Annotated in this window: 14 protein-coding genes and 1 pseudogene; 11 read left to right on the top strand and 4 right to left on the bottom strand. The window is 63.1% G+C overall.

The genetic code is table 11. The features are described from left to right. Nucleotides 1-73: 73 nt before the first annotated feature. Entirely contained in the window at nucleotides 74-412 is a 339-nt protein-coding gene (locus AC07TY_RS15445; RefSeq protein ID WP_494785889.1) for a hypothetical protein, read from the top strand. On the opposite strand, the pseudogene AC07TY_RS15440 reads toward AC07TY_RS15445, so the two are convergent. The 3 genes and pseudogenes from AC07TY_RS15440 to AC07TY_RS15430 all read right to left on the bottom strand — a co-directional run bounded on the left by AC07TY_RS15440 (nucleotide 398) and on the right by AC07TY_RS15430 (nucleotide 3,108). Continuing rightward, nucleotides 398-759: pseudogene (locus tag AC07TY_RS15440) on the bottom strand (CPCC family cysteine-rich protein). The gene AC07TY_RS15445 and the pseudogene AC07TY_RS15440 overlap by 15 nt on opposite strands. Nucleotides 760-1,198: 439 nt before the next feature. After that, the gene (locus AC07TY_RS15435) at nucleotides 1,199-1,678 is read right to left on the bottom strand and encodes a hypothetical protein (RefSeq protein ID WP_494785888.1); all 480 of its coding nucleotides are present in this window, start codon (nucleotides 1,676-1,678) and stop codon (nucleotides 1,199-1,201) included. Nucleotides 1,679-1,887: 209 nt separating this feature from the next. After that, nucleotides 1,888-3,108, bottom strand: coding sequence for an IS110 family RNA-guided transposase (locus AC07TY_RS15430; protein WP_494785887.1), 1,221 nt, complete (start codon nucleotides 3,106-3,108; stop codon nucleotides 1,888-1,890). Nucleotides 3,109-3,387: 279 nt separating this feature from the next. Here AC07TY_RS15430 and nrdH point away from each other — a divergent pair, with 279 nt between their 5' ends. The 4 genes from nrdH (at nucleotide 3,388) to AC07TY_RS15410 (ending at nucleotide 5,868) form a co-directional block, all read left to right on the top strand. After that, nucleotides 3,388-3,645 (top strand): glutaredoxin-like protein NrdH, encoded by a 258-nt coding sequence (gene nrdH, locus AC07TY_RS15425; RefSeq protein ID WP_494785886.1) that lies wholly within the window; start codon nucleotides 3,388-3,390, stop codon nucleotides 3,643-3,645. 3 nt (nucleotides 3,646-3,648) lie between these two features. Further along, nucleotides 3,649-3,918 carry a hypothetical protein gene (locus AC07TY_RS15420; RefSeq protein WP_494785885.1) on the top strand — a complete coding sequence of 90 codons (270 nt, stop codon included), beginning with the start codon at nucleotides 3,649-3,651 and terminating at the stop codon, nucleotides 3,916-3,918. A 123-nt stretch (nucleotides 3,919-4,041) separates the two neighbouring features. Beyond that, nucleotides 4,042-4,923, top strand: coding sequence for an oxidoreductase (locus tag AC07TY_RS15415; protein ID WP_494785884.1), 882 nt, complete (start codon nucleotides 4,042-4,044; stop codon nucleotides 4,921-4,923). A gap of 33 nt (nucleotides 4,924-4,956) precedes the next feature. Continuing rightward, nucleotides 4,957-5,868 (top strand): NAD(P)-dependent oxidoreductase, encoded by a 912-nt coding sequence (locus tag AC07TY_RS15410; RefSeq protein WP_494785883.1) that lies wholly within the window; start codon nucleotides 4,957-4,959, stop codon nucleotides 5,866-5,868. Between the two features lie 375 nt (nucleotides 5,869-6,243). On the opposite strand, the gene AC07TY_RS15405 is transcribed toward AC07TY_RS15410, so the two are convergent. Next, nucleotides 6,244-6,468: a hypothetical protein gene (locus AC07TY_RS15405; RefSeq protein ID WP_494785882.1), complete on the bottom strand. Its 225-nt coding sequence runs from the start codon at nucleotides 6,466-6,468 to the stop codon at nucleotides 6,244-6,246. A gap of 223 nt (nucleotides 6,469-6,691) precedes the next feature. Here AC07TY_RS15405 and AC07TY_RS15400 point away from each other — a divergent pair, with 223 nt between their 5' ends. The 6 genes from AC07TY_RS15400 to AC07TY_RS15375 all read left to right on the top strand — a co-directional run bounded on the left by AC07TY_RS15400 (nucleotide 6,692) and on the right by AC07TY_RS15375 (nucleotide 12,839). After that, on the top strand, nucleotides 6,692-7,303 hold the full coding sequence (locus AC07TY_RS15400; RefSeq protein ID WP_494785881.1) for a TetR/AcrR family transcriptional regulator: 612 nt from the start codon (nucleotides 6,692-6,694) through the stop codon (nucleotides 7,301-7,303). Between the two features lie 60 nt (nucleotides 7,304-7,363). Further along, nucleotides 7,364-8,311 (top strand): helix-turn-helix transcriptional regulator, encoded by a 948-nt coding sequence (locus AC07TY_RS15395; protein ID WP_494785880.1) that lies wholly within the window; start codon nucleotides 7,364-7,366, stop codon nucleotides 8,309-8,311. 208 nt (nucleotides 8,312-8,519) lie between these two features. Continuing rightward, a complete protein-coding gene (locus AC07TY_RS15390) occupies nucleotides 8,520-9,674 on the top strand; it encodes a fatty acid desaturase family protein (protein WP_494785879.1) in 1,155 nt (384 codons plus the stop codon). 547 nt (nucleotides 9,675-10,221) lie between these two features. After that, the gene (locus tag AC07TY_RS15385) at nucleotides 10,222-10,953 is read left to right on the top strand and encodes an ANTAR domain-containing protein (protein WP_494785878.1); all 732 of its coding nucleotides are present in this window, start codon (nucleotides 10,222-10,224) and stop codon (nucleotides 10,951-10,953) included. A gap of 473 nt (nucleotides 10,954-11,426) precedes the next feature. Next, nucleotides 11,427-12,577 (top strand): IS3 family transposase gene (locus AC07TY_RS15380; RefSeq protein ID WP_494785877.1). Its coding sequence is split into 2 segments (ribosomal slippage): nucleotides 11,427-11,694 and nucleotides 11,694-12,577, totalling 1,152 coding nucleotides; the frame shifts between segments, so codons are not numbered across the junction. Next, on the top strand, nucleotides 12,561-12,839 hold the full coding sequence (locus AC07TY_RS15375) for an ImmA/IrrE family metallo-endopeptidase (protein ID WP_494785917.1): 279 nt from the start codon (nucleotides 12,561-12,563) through the stop codon (nucleotides 12,837-12,839). Before AC07TY_RS15380 ends, AC07TY_RS15375 begins: the two co-directional genes overlap by 17 nt. Nucleotides 12,840-12,926: the final 87 nt, after the last annotated feature.

Raw genomic sequence — 12,926 nt, 5'->3', positions numbered from 1 at the left:
GTGGGAGGGGACAACCAGTAATTGCCCTCTCCCGCCTTCCATCCTCACCGATCCAGACCAAGGAGCCAAGACCATGACGACCATTGCCACTTGCACCAAGAAGCCCGCCACCCGCAAGCCCGCCAAGACGATCGAGGAGAAAGAAGCCCAAGCCGAGGCCCTCCACGCGTCGATCGCCACCCAGGTCGAGAGCTTGCGCGATTCCGACCGGTGGACGGCGTTTCTCGACTTCGCGCAGGCGTTCCACGCGTACAGCCTCAACAACGTTTTGTTGATCCTCAGCCAGCGAGACGACGCCTCCCGCGTCGCCGGTTTCCGTCCGTGGCAGCCCCTTTGGGCCATCGCGAGGGACGGGACCACTTACGACTTACCAGCTGCAAAGCTAGAAGATCGAGTGCTAGTCGCCTCGTGAGACCTGCGAAGTTGGGCGCCACCAATAGAGGACAGTTCCGTCTTCTGGCCAGGGCAACCTTTGCTGACTCTCGAAATCGTCTAGCTGCATATCGATAGGGCGCCAGCCAGGGTCTCGACTCTCACCTGGGGTCGGGGGTCGGACGAACTGGCGGAGGTGCGGTTCGCTTACGCCCAATTTCTCGTAGTTCTGTTGTGCCTCCACCAGAGAAACCTTGTTGGCCCGCCGCCTGTTTCAGGCCATATGAGCTGAGTTTCGTCGTCTTCCCAGAAGCAAATGGAGCAGATGTCGTAGCTGCCGGGTTCCTCAGACAGCGTCAAGTAGCCGCAACAAACGCATGGATACATAGCTGAACCCTAGGTGTTCAGCTAACGGAACAGGGAGCACAGTTACGCAGACGCCGAACGCCATCGGTCGCCTGCCTTCGGCCGGCGCCGTGTTGCTGCGCTGCGCGCTTTTTCGCCTGGAAGCCTTCGGCAGCATACGGGCCTTCACCGTCCGCGCAAGCGGCAAGCCGCTGCCTCCTCCGACATTGCCGGCACGCGGTCGCTGCGCTCCCTTATTTCGCGCCAACAATCTCTCCTCCGTCACCCTCCGGGTTGCCCTCCCGCCTGCGGCCCTGCCGGTACTTCGTACCTTCCAGGCGAAAAAAAACGAATGGGAGGGAGTGACAGATCAGAACCGATCCGAGCCCCTGTTTCGGCTTGACAAACCTGATTGAGAATCACGGCAAAAAAGACGTGAATCTCAATGTGTTTGTCAATGCCCCGAGAACCATGCACGCGGTCATGGAATGTAACTAAGTCGTCTCCGTTCGATCCAGCTAATGACGATCAAGAACAGGGCAAGAAAACCGAACGCTGCCGGGAGGATGACTCCGACGATGCCTGGAAACGCCAGGCTCGCGCCCCCGAGGCCAATCACCATCCCCGCAACACTCCAGACTGCCGAACGGTTCTGCCGCCGCACCTCAGCTTTCCAAGCTTTCAACAGCTCGATGTCGTGCGCACCGAGTTCTTGCCTTTTGACAAAACGCCGCCAGAGGTCTTTCCGGTCCATGGGTGCGAGTTTTGCCAATTCGTTCCTCGGCTGTGGGAGTAGGACTCCAAGTCTCTTACCGAGGACATATCCGATGACCGCAAGCACGAAGCCGAGAACCCATAAGACGGTCGCCACGATACGGATTCCTGCTCCGGCCGCGCTGCCAAAAGTGTCGGACAAGTGGCTTGAATTCAGCAGAGCGCTCGCGCCAATCAGAACGACCATGACAATCAAGCCGAGTTGGACGGACGGGAACCATCGCCGTCGAGGTGCAGTGCCAGAACTAGTCGTCGATTCCGGAGGATTCGTAGAGGGCATGACCTCTGTCTAGCGGGGGATCGTGCGGGACGCAACGAGCGCGTGCTAGGTCATCGTGCCGGTCGACCTGTAGATAGGTGTTGCGACGTGGTGTGCGTCGATGACGGGACTTGCTTCTAGACGGTGCTCGTCGCCGCGGCGCCGCGATTGTGGCTCGGGGTAGTGGTCACGCGGTATTCAGCACCGTCTCGCAGGAGGGCCCAGATGACGTTAATTCGTCGCCTCGCGAGGCAAAGGACCGCCTGCTTGTGGTTCTTGCTCTCAGCTCGCTTGCGTTCGTAGTAAGCACGAGATTCTGGGTTCCATCGGGCCGCTACCTGGGCGGAGATGAAGCAGGCGCGAAGGAGCCTCCTGTCGTATCTTTTGGGGCGGTGCAGGTTGCCGCTGATCTTGCCAGAGTCACGAGGAACAGGAGCGACACCGGCGACACCCGCGAGCCTGTCAGCGGTTTCGAATCGGCTCATGTCGCCGGTTGCGCCGATGAACTCGGCAGCTAACAGCGGACCAAACCCCGGAATACTGAGCAAAATTTTCGCGTTCTGGTGCTGGTCTAAACGTTGCTGAATTTCAGCGTCGACCTCTTCGATTCGCGTCTCGAGGCGCTGCACTTCATAGGCGAGACGGGCGACGATTGTGGCAGCGACCTCCTGAAGGGGGACGGCAGTTCGCTGCCCTTTCGCCGCGTCGACGGCTATTTGCGCAACGGGCCCGGCTTTCCGATGACCCTGCTTTTTGAGCCAGGCAGTGATGCGTGCGACTCCCGCTCGGCGGAGCGCGGTCGGGGTTTGGTACTTGGTGAGGAGGGCTAGAGGTCCTTCGCGGTGCGCGTAGTCGAAAGCCGCTTCGAGGGCTGGAAAGTACTCCAGCAATGTGACCCGCATTCGGTTTATTGTCCTAGTCTTGTCGGCCACGAGGTCGGCGCGATGAGCGGCTAGGAGTCGCAGTTCGGCCGCGACCTGGTCATTTATGCCCATCGGTTGCAGGTCGCGGCGCATCCGTGCTTGGTCCGCGATGATCCCGGCGTCCTTCGCATCGGTCTTACCGTCGCCGCGGTAGCTCAGAGCTGCTTGGTGAATGGTCCGGCCTGGGATGTAGAGCAGGTTCTGCCCGTGGCCGGCGAGAAGCGCGATAAAAAGAGCGGCGCCACCTTGGCTTAGGTCCGTCGCCCACGTCATTGCGTGGTCGGCGGCGAGTTCGAGGACCTCAGCGAGGACGCCGAGGATCTCGGTTTCGTCGTTGGCGAACCGTTTCGAGAACAGCCGGGTGCCGTCCTCGTTGATGACGACGCAGTGGTGGTGTGTTTTGCCGGCGTCGATTCCGGCCCAGAGCTGCCTCACGATGTGTCCTTCTCTCGTCGTTGTGAGTTGGGGCCAAGCAGCGACCACGCCGTCGTGTCCTTACAAAGCGATCGGTTCGCATTTCTCAATTAGCGGTCGAGTCGATGCGGAGCGCTGGGTGGCCAATCACGTTGAGCCATCCAGAGGTGGCAGGGGGAGCACAGCCATGCCCAGCACTCCTGGCGTGGCCGAGAGCTTACGAATGCCCTCAATCCCCGCGCTCAGAACGTAAGGGGGAGGTGAAGAACCGAGAAGAATTGACCTAAGGGGGTCGCCAGGATGATTACCGTCTATTCGAAGCCGAATTGCATGCAGTGCAAGATGTCCTACCGGGCGCTGGATGCGAAGGGCCTTGCATACCAAGTCATCGACGTGACCGAGAGCGACGCGGCCCTGGAGTATGTCAAGGAGCTGGGGTACCTCACCGCCCCTGTCATCGTGGTTTCGGAGCACGACCACTGGGGCGGATTCCGCCCCGACCAGATCACCCGAGTTGCCGCTTCGGGAGCGTCCGACGACGAGACGGTAGGAGAGTGACGCATGGACTCGACCTCATGGGCGGAAGAGGAAACCCCGCCACCACCCACCGACGAAGACGCACCCCCCGAGTACGAGGACCCTGCCGAAAGCATCAACCCGTGGGAACTGACCGAGCACGAACGGCATATTTACGAAGCTCGCTTCATGGCCGGGTACTTCACCCGAGATCCCGAAGTCGCCCAGCTCGACCACGAAGCAGATCGGCTCTACCGAGCTGCATTTGACCACCGCAACTGTGCCTGCTGGAAAGGACACCGCCTGACCAAGTAACTCTGGTGTTCCTCTTACATCAGACGTTGTGCACCCTCCGGTTCAGCGCTTCCGGTCCATGGAGCCCGTGGCCGCGTGATCGAATTCTGGGCCCGCGGTCAGCGGGCAACCTAGGGTGGCGGAATGAGCTCGTGGACGACAGCCAACATTCTGGACCAGACGGGGCGGACCATCGTCGTCACGGGCGCCAATAGCGGGCTTGGCGAAGTCACGGCCAGGCAACTGGCCGGTCACGGGGCGCGCGTCATCCTTGCATGCCGCAACACGGACAAAGGCGACCTAGCGGCAAGTCGAATGCGCGGTCACGTCACTGTCCGGCAGCTCGACCTTGCTGATCTGTCTTCTGTGCGGGATTTCGCTGACGCGTGCGGCCCGATCGACGTGCTGGTGAACAACGCGGGTGTCATGGCGGTGCCCGAGGGCCGCACAGTCGACGGGTTCGAGACGCAAATCGGAACAAACTTCCTCGGACCCTTCGCCCTCACTGGACTGTTGCTGCCGAAAATCAGCGACCGGGTGGTGACCTTGCCGAGCCTTGCCCACCGGTTCGGGACGATGAACGTCAACGACCTGAACTGGGATCGTCGCACCTACCGGGCCTGGCCTGCATACGGGCAGTCGAAACTCGCCGACCTGATGTTCTCGTTCGAGTTGCACCGTCGGCTCCGCCGCGCCGGGTCAACCGTGGGTTCGATCGCAGCGCACCCGGGGCTTTCCCACACGAACCTGCACACCCACGCCGGCAGCGTAAACGCTGCTGTGCTCGGCGCCATGATGCGCACCATTGGCCAAGACGCCGAGTGTGGAGCGTTGCCGACGCTCCTCGCGGCTACTTCACCCAACGCCCGATCGGGGGCTTTCTACGGGCCCGGCAGCATTGGTCACGTCCGGGGAAATCCGCGCCAGGTCAATCCCAACATGCTGAGCCGCAACCGCGACACCGCCCGGCACCTTTGGGACAAGGCGGCAGCTCTCACCGGTGTGTCTCCGCTTGCCGAGGGCTGACGTGCTGACTGGATGCTCAGGCATGAGGGCACGGTGAGTGATCGAATCGGGGTGATCGGCCTCGGGCGGATGGGTCTCCCCATCGCGCTGAGACTCCTTCGACGCCCCGACACGGTGGCCGTCTTTGATGTTGCCCCGGATGCGTGTACAGCCGCGGAAGCTTGTGGCGCCACAGTGATGAACAGCGCGCAGAGTGTGGCAAAAAACGTCGACATTGTGGTCACCGTGTTACCTGGCCCCAACGAATTCGAGGCAGCATGCTCCGGACCCGACGGTCTCCTCGCGGCGATGAACCCAGGAACATGTCTGCTGGACGTCACGAGCAACGATCCGCAAATAGCCGGGCGGGTCGCGAAAGCGGCGTCGTCGGCCGGGATCGGTTTCGTGGGGGCGCCTATGGGTGGGAGCCCCAAGGATGCTGCCGCGGGGACTCTCCGCTTCTACGCGGCCGGCGACACCCGGGCGCTCGACCGTGTCCGACCTGTCCTTGAACGCCTCAGCGCTCCCGGCGCCACGGAGGTGCTTGGCCCGGACGCGGCGGCGGGTTACACCGCAAAACTGCTGGCCAATACGCTCTGGTTCGGGCAGGCCGTCGCCGTCACCGAAGCCCTGCTCCTCGGCCAGCAGCTTGGCCTGAATCCGGAGACTCTCCGCCGGGTCCTTGAGAGAAGTGCCGGGGGAAGCGTGTTCCTGAAAGATCACGCGCCAGCCCTGCTCGCGGGAAACTACCTGACGACGTTTGGGCTGGACCGGGTCGTGGAGGAACTCGACACCATCACCCGGCTCGCGGCTAGGGCGGGGACACCAGCGACACTGACGCAGCTCGTCGCGGCTCTGCACCGGGAGGCATTGGCCGAGTTCGGGCCTGTGGATGGGGAGCTCATGGTCGCCAAGCTCCTGGAAGCCCGGGCGGGACGCACCCTCCGAAGCGGCATCGAGTCTTAGCGGGCGGCGGAGCTCACCTGTGGTCCGACCGCTGCACCAGTGCGACACGCCTGCCCGATTCATCGCGGCGGACCGTGATGGGCGCGGGGGAGGAGTAGGGGGATCAGATGGCGATCTGGGTGTCCTGTCGGAAGAAGTCGGCGTACGTGACAGCCGCGGCCACGTTGACCGGTTCCGGTGGGGTGGCAGGTATCTGGGGAAGGCCGATGGCTGCGTCTCCGGTGCGGCGCTTCGGGTACACCCCTATCCGGACCGGTGCCACGTGGGGGTTACGCAAGTAGTAGCTCCGGGTCCGGGAAGGTTCCACCTGTCTGACGAGCTGTTCGTGGGTGAGGGACGAGGCTTCGTGATGTGTCATGCGTGCGTTTCGTGTGTTCAGCGGCCGAGACCGAGCATGAGCGTGATGGCCGTGGCGGAAGTCCCGGCAAGGGCGGCCGCTGCCCCGAGGGTCGTCGCGGTGGCGGAGTGCCGTGAAAGAACACGGGGGACCGTGATGAGCCCGACACGCCCGCGGGGCGTGTAACGGGACGCGTGAGGAACGAGGCGGACTGCGGGGATGGTTCCGACGTGGCGGCCTCCGGTGTGGGTGGTGCTGCTCATTGGGGGTCGTCTCCTTGGTGGGGCGCAAGCCCCGTCGTACCCGACATCCGCCGGATAGTTGTGACCCTAGAAGTAGCCGCCACCCCGACACCGGTTCCCCACGGGTATCCGCGTATAACGGCCAGGCGTACCCCATCGACGCCCGTATTCCGGGAGGAATCGATTGGGGTCCAGCTTTCAGCGCCTAGGGTTCGGAGCAACCACAAGTTCAGGATCGAGCCTCATGTCCCACACCTCCACGCTTGTGGCGGATGCCTCTCACCGGGACGCACTCATCAAAAGCGCCGACCGACTCTTCACCGCGGGCCAAATCTCCACGACCAGCATCGATGCCGTCGGCCACCTTGCACGTGTCACACGGTCCGACTTCGACAAAGTCTTCGCCGGGAAGGACGCCCTCGTGCAGGCTGTCCTGCAGTACCGCCACGAGACATGGACTGCCAATCTTGTCGCGACCATGAACACGGCCGGTGACCCGCGAGACCAAATCCTGATGATGTTCTCGTTCCTGGAAGCATGGTTCGCTGAGCCGACGTTCCAGGGGTGCGCGTTCGTGAACGTGTACGCGGAACTTGGGCCGGAGATCCCGTGGGTGGTAGAGGCTGCCGCCCACCACAAAAAGGTGTTCGCGGGTCTCGTGACCGACCTTGCTATCAAGGCGGGCATGCCCGCCAGCGTCGGCGCATCGATCGCGTTGCTTGCCGAGGGTGCGCAGGTGACGGCCGCCTTGACCCAGGCGGTAGCGCCTGCGCGGGAGGCCCGATCCGCAGCGGCACTCCTGATGGCGGTCTATCAACTCGACGACGACCTCGCGGAGATGCCCTCCTTCGACTGAACGACCGACCCCGAGACGCAGCTTGGGGTGCGGTGGCCCGGTGTGTGTCATGATCCTGTCGTGTCGTCGAGTGCCGATCCGCTCCGGATCGAAGTCCAGGGTGCAACGATCGACGCCGCCATCGACCTGTTCGAAAACGGCTACAACGGCACCTCTTTTGCCGCCGAGGTAAGCGATCGACCGTTTTTCTACCGGCATACCGCCCGCGGCACCACCAACATGACGCTCCGCTCGACCCGGTTCGACGGGCACGTCACCGGGACGATCGCACCCGGCGACGACTACGTCATCTCCTGGATGGCTGCAGGCCAGGGGCTTTTCGACGTCGGCCGGCTCGACACCCTCCTCGGTATCGGACAACCGATGATTTTCACCACCGATCGGCCGTTCGCGTTCGATTTCACTAACGCCCACCAACAGCTCGTCCACTTCCGCCGCCCCCTCCTCGAACGGGTCGCTTCCGAGCACTTCGCCGCCGCCGCCGGGCCCCTACACCTAGATCACACCCATCCACCGACGCCCGCGTCGGTGCTGACGTGGCGAAACACCATCGCGCTGGTCGCGCGCGTGGACGCGGAGTCGGACCCGAGCCCGATCCTGCAGGCCGAGATGACCCGCATCGCAGCCATCGCGCTCCTCGGCATGTACCCGCCGCAAGGCCCCACCCTCCCGGAGGCGCTCCATCACCCGAAAAACGCTGCCGTGAAAACGGCCGTCGAATTCATGCACGCCAACGCCCACCTGCCAATCACCACGACGACAATCGCCGCAGCATGCGGGCTCAGCATCCGAACGCTCCAGGAGGGGTTCCGGAAGCACCTCGGGGACACCCCGAACAGGTACCTGCGAGGCATCCGACTCGACTACGTTCACACCGAACTTGCCACATCGTCGCCAGGCAACGTCGCGATCATCGCCCGCCACTGGGGATTCGGTAACCTCGGCCGCTTCGCCGCGGCGTACGCGGAGCGTTTCGGCGAGAATCCAGGAGGCGGCGCCGCCTCCTGACCACCACCGTGCTGGCCGATAAGCGCGGCAAATGGTTCCGATCGTTCATTGCTCACTGGGTCCTCCCGCGACGCCGGTAGCCTCCAAGCAGATGCCCCAGACCTTGGCCTCGTTACTCGGAACGACTCCGTTCCATGGCCCTCCTGGACGTTGGCGCATCCGCCCTCCGCGCACTGAGACGGCCCTCGCACCCAGCCGAAAGCGCCTCATGACCGCCGTCCTTGTCTCCGCCTCTCCCACCCTTCTGCCCGGCACGTCCGCTCCACCTGTGCGGAACCATGCCGAGCTACCCGCGGGCTTCCGCGGCACGACCTCCGGCGAGACGTCCAAGCCGGTCAGCACCTACACCGCGCTCCTTGCCCGCGTCCGCGAGGCAGGTCTCCTGGAGCGCCGCACCGGCTTCTACATCGGGATGTTCGTCGTGGTCACCGCCCTGCTGGCGGCAGCCGTCACCGGCTCGGTCCTCCTCGGCGATAGCTGGTTCCAGCTCCTCATCGCCGGGGGCATCGGCCTGATCTTCACGCAGTACGCGTTCCTCGCGCACGAGACGGCTCACCGCCAGGTCTTCGCCTCGGGCGTCACCTCGGACCGGGTGGGACGGATCCTGGCGTCCGGCGTCGTCGGGATGAGCTACGCCTGGTGGACCTCGAAGCACACCAAGCACCACGGCAACCCGAACACCGTCGGCCGCGACACAGACATCGACTTCGACACGGTGTCGTTCCTCGAGCGCGACGCGGTGAAGCAGAAGGGCCTGATGCGCCTGTTCACGCAGCGCCAGGGCTACATCTTCTTCCCGATCCTGCTGTTCGAAGGCGTCAACCTGCACCTGCTGTCGTACAAGACACTCTTCGGCCGCAAGAAGGTCGACAAGCGCTGGCACGAGATTGCCATGGTCACCGCCCGCTTCACCGTGTACCTCGGCCTCATCTTCTGGTTCCTGCCCGTGGGCATGGCGTTCGCGTTCGTCGGCGTGCAGCTGGCGATCTTCGGCCTCTACATGGGCTCCGCGTTCGCGCCGAACCACATCGGCATGCCGATCATCCCCGAGTCCAGCCGTGTCGACTTCCTGTCGAAGCAGGTCATGACGTCGCGCAACATCACCGGCGGCCGCTTCATGACGATCGCGATGGGCGGCCTCGACTACCAGGTCGAGCACCACCTTTTCCCGAGCATGGCTCGCCCTCACCTCAAGGCCGCATCGAAGCTGGTGCGCGAGCACTGCGAGGAGCACAAGGTGCCATACACGCAGGCGTCCCTGCCGAGCGCCTTCGGCACCGTCATCGCCTACCTCAACCGCGTCGGCCTCGCCGCCAGGCGCCCCTTCGACTGCCCGATGGCGGCGGAATACCGCCCGCGCTGACCGCTCTCGCAGCCGGCGTAGCCGCCGCGATTCCCGGAAGCGGTCAACTCTCCCGCGAGGACCCAGCAACGCCCACGTGCTGTCCCACGTGAACCCGGGGCAATGTGCCCTCGTTTCACCAGTCGTGGAAAGGTCAGTGCGCATTGATTGGGGCCCGTCACACCGGTTGCATTCGAGCGTCGAGAGCCTCGCAGGGTCAGCCAGCAGAGTTGACGCTTGTGGGCTTGGCGGGTTCCCCCCAGGTAGCGGCGTCCACGTCCTTGCCTGAAAGCTGGCGTTGACTTCATGCTTCGTGCTCTTCGTCGGTTGGGGCGACAATCCGGCCGGGCGCTTCTGGGGCACATTTGGGGCATCGGCGGCGGGAAGAGGGCTTCTCAGCCGGCGACCGCACAGGCGCGCATGGCCACGTGACTGTGGGGACGCCATGGAGATCGCGAGCCTGCCGGGTCTGCGGCGTTCCCAGGCGTGGTTCGTAAAGTGGATCTACGCGGCCTTCGGCCGTTGGAGCGGGCAGAGGACTAGCCACTTCGAATCATCGGATTCTGGAGTGACGTTGCAGCCTGTCGATCGGGAACACCGCCTACTTCAGGCGATCATGACATTGATGGACGTCGGGATGCGTGGCGGCGAAGGTGCTTCCAGTCTTCAGGTTCTGGTCGATGAATCCGTGGCTCTGCTCGGGGCAGACGCAGCCGGCGTGATGCTCGTGAACTCAGACGAACAGTCGCGTATCACAGCGTTTACTGGTACTCACGCTGGCGTGTTGGAGTTTTTGCAGTTGGAGATCGGGGAGGGCCCCTGCATGGAAGTGGCCCGCACCGGTACCGCCATCGCGGTGACCGACCTCAAAGCGTCTACCTTGCTGTGGCCCCACTTCGCTCAAGCGTCCTTGGACGCAGGCTATTCATCAGTGCATTGTCTGCCCTTGAGCCGGCAATCCACAGTTCTCGGTTCCCTGAACCTGTTCCGCAGATCACCTGGAGCGTTTGAAGACGTCGATCTTGCCGCCGCTCGAGCTCTCACGAATGTCGCCACGGTTACCTTGCTCCAGGAGAGAGCTCTTGACGCGGGTGCCGAAACGCGAGCGCAGTTGGAAGCGGCCCGGGAGAGCCGGGTCCTGGTCGAACAGGCAAAAGGCTGGATCGCGAACCGCGACAATGTCGATACCGACACAGCGTTCACAGCGTTGCGGACTTATGCGCGCAAGCATCGTCAGTCGCTGACGCAGGTCGCCTTCGGCGTCCTCTCCGGCCGCCTCACGTTTAAGAGCCCGCAGTAGCCCGTCACTCCTGACGGCTTAGAGGGACCACTTAAAGAAACCTTCGGCGGCCCCTATGCCTTGCGGAAGCTCGCATCGAGCGCTGCCTTCGACTCCAATCGATTGACTGTCGGTCAATCGTTGCCGGCCCAGTCCCCCCCGTCATCCCCGCACGCGGGTGGGCTGTGCCCTGATTCCACAGCCCACCCTCGCCCCTGGCAAGGGGGTTGATGGACCCGCCGCTCTCCAGCACGAGTCGACCTGGGATGGACGACAAGACGCTCATTCACCATCAGATGGTGGTCAAGACCAAATCACGGCCGGGCAAGAACGCCATTTTGTCTTGGGTCTACTGATCCGACCGGCACGATGAACGACAAAACATCTCGCTGAACCACAGGATTCGGATCTTGCTCCTGCTTGATGGGGACTGCTGTCGGTTTGGTTGACTCTTGCGCTGTGAGGATTTCGGTTCTCACGGAAGGATGGTCATCGTGCCCAAAGCATTCCCATTGGAGTTCCGTCGCGACGTCGTCGCAGTCGCTCGGCGGGGCGAAGCCCCGGTCAGTCGGATCGCGAAAGATTTCGGAATCTCGGAGTCGTGCCTGCAACGCTGGCTCAAGATCGCGGACGTCGAAGACGGCATCAAACCCGGCGTGACCCAGGCCGATCAGGCTGAGCTTCGCGAAGCGAAGAAACGCATCAAGCTGCTCGAGCAAGAGAACGAGATCCTGCGAAGAGCGGCCGCCTATCTGTCGCAGGCGTCACTCCCCAAATGATGTTCCCGCTGGTCCTTGACCTTGCCGCAGACGGCGTTCCCGTCGCGGTGACCTGCCGGGTGCTGCGCTTCAGCAAGCAAGCGTTCTTTAAATGGCGCACCAATCCTGTGTCGCAGCGCGACTGGGACAACGCGCACCTCACGAACGCCGCGATCGATCTGCACCGCGACGACCCCGGGTTCGGGTATCGGTTCATCTCTGACGAGATCGAATCCGAGACCGGCCTGAAGGCGTCCGAGCGGCGCGTGTGGCGGTTGTGCTCGGAGCAGCGGCTCTGGTCGCTGCACTCGAAGAAGCGGGGCCTGAACCGGAAAGCCGGCCCGCCCGTTCATGACGACCTCGTGCTCCGCGACTTCACCGCTACCCGTCTGGACGAGCTGTGGTTGACGGACATCACGGAGCATTGGACAGACGAAGGAAAGCTGTACCTTTGCGCGATCAAGGACGTCTATTCGAACCGAATCGTCGGCTACTCGATCGACGGGCGGATGACCGCGGAGCTGGCCGTGGCCGCGCTCCGCAATGCGGTCTCGCTCCGGAACGTCGACAACACGTATCTGCACTCGGACCGAGGATCGCAATTTCGGTCAAGGAAGTTCGTTGAGCAGCTGAAGGAATTCGGGATCACCGGTTCGATGGGCAGGGTCGGCGCGTGCGCTGACAACGCCGCGATGGAGTCGTTCTTTTCGCTCTTGCAAAAGAACGTCCTGAACCGTCAACGGTGGCGTTCAAGGCAGGAACTGCGGCTCGCCATCGTGACCTGGATCGAGCGGACCTATCACCGCAGAAGACGACAACGACGACTCGGCAGGCTCACCCCGATCGAGTTCGAGATAATCAACTCACAGGCTGCTCACGCGGCCTGAAAACCCCAAACAAGTCGAGTCAACTAAATCGACAGCAGTCCCCTGCGGCTCTGCTGCTGATCAGGAAGAAGAAGCCACTTGGCTCGCCGGAGAACTGCTCATTCCCTACGAAGCCGCACTCCGACTTGCCTGGAAGGACACTTCGGATGACGCGGTGGCCAGAACATTCGACGTCAGTATCGAACAAGCACGATGGCGCATGAATCACTCCGGAGCTCGGCAGTTCGTCAAACGCAGCCGAGACAAAAGGAGGCCTCGGTAAGAACTATGCGGAGAGGCACCCGCTACGGGCGAGCGAACGGGCTGTTACCGGCTCCATCCGCAGGGATCTGGCTTCCTACGGATCAGC

This window comes from Frondihabitans sp. GW821-FHT04F02 (genome assembly GCF_059420045.1).
This window is presented reverse-complemented; position numbering and strand designations above follow the sequence as displayed.